Origin of the sequence: Kineococcus auxinigenes (assembly GCF_050871525.1) — a bacterium.
Lineage (GTDB): Bacteria > Actinomycetota > Actinomycetes > Actinomycetales > Kineococcaceae > Kineococcus.
This window is the reverse complement of sequence record NZ_JBKBCT010000188.1, coordinates 1-543: the sequence shown is the minus strand read 5'-3', so window position 1 is coordinate 543 and position 543 is coordinate 1. Positions and strand designations below refer to the sequence as shown.

Annotated in this window: 1 protein-coding gene; it reads left to right on the top strand. The window is 57.5% G+C overall.

Going from position 1 to position 543, the window contains the following annotated elements; translation table 11 throughout:
• Positions 1-271: 271 nt before the first annotated feature.
• Complete coding sequence (locus tag ACRYR9_RS19950) at positions 272-490, top strand: tautomerase family protein (RefSeq protein WP_048931498.1); 219 nt, start codon at positions 272-274, stop codon at positions 488-490.
• Positions 491-543 lie beyond the last annotated feature (53 nt).

The window sequence follows — 543 nt, the reverse complement described above, 5'->3', positions numbered from 1 at the left end:
GGAACTCGGCAAGGATGAAACCCCGATGGCGGCGATCCAGCGTGCGGACCGCGGCATGTATCAAGCCAAGCGCGCGGGAAAGAACAAGGTCGTCAGTGCATGACGCCCCGTTGCCAAGGACTTGGCAACGCACGGGCCAGAGGCCAGTGATAGAGTCGCTTTCCGCTGCAGCACGATCTTCCATTTCCGAACGTGCCACGCGTCTCGCCTGCCAACGACATAGCAACGTTGCCATTGCGCCATAGCGACTGACCCAAGGAATCCAACCTTCATGCCGTACGTCAACATTCAGATCACGGCGGGTGCAACCCGTGAGCAGAAAGCCCAACTGGTCAAAGACGTGACCGATTCTCTGGGTCGCGTTCTCGGCAAGAAGCCCGAGCACACGCACGTTGTGATTCAGGAGATCAAGGAAGAGGATTGGGGATTTGCTGGGTTGCTGACGGATGAATGGAAGAGGCAGCAACAGCAGGCCACGTCGAACGAATAAGCCGACCCATGAACCGCTCGTACCAAGTGATCTCGATGATGTTGGATGAGGTC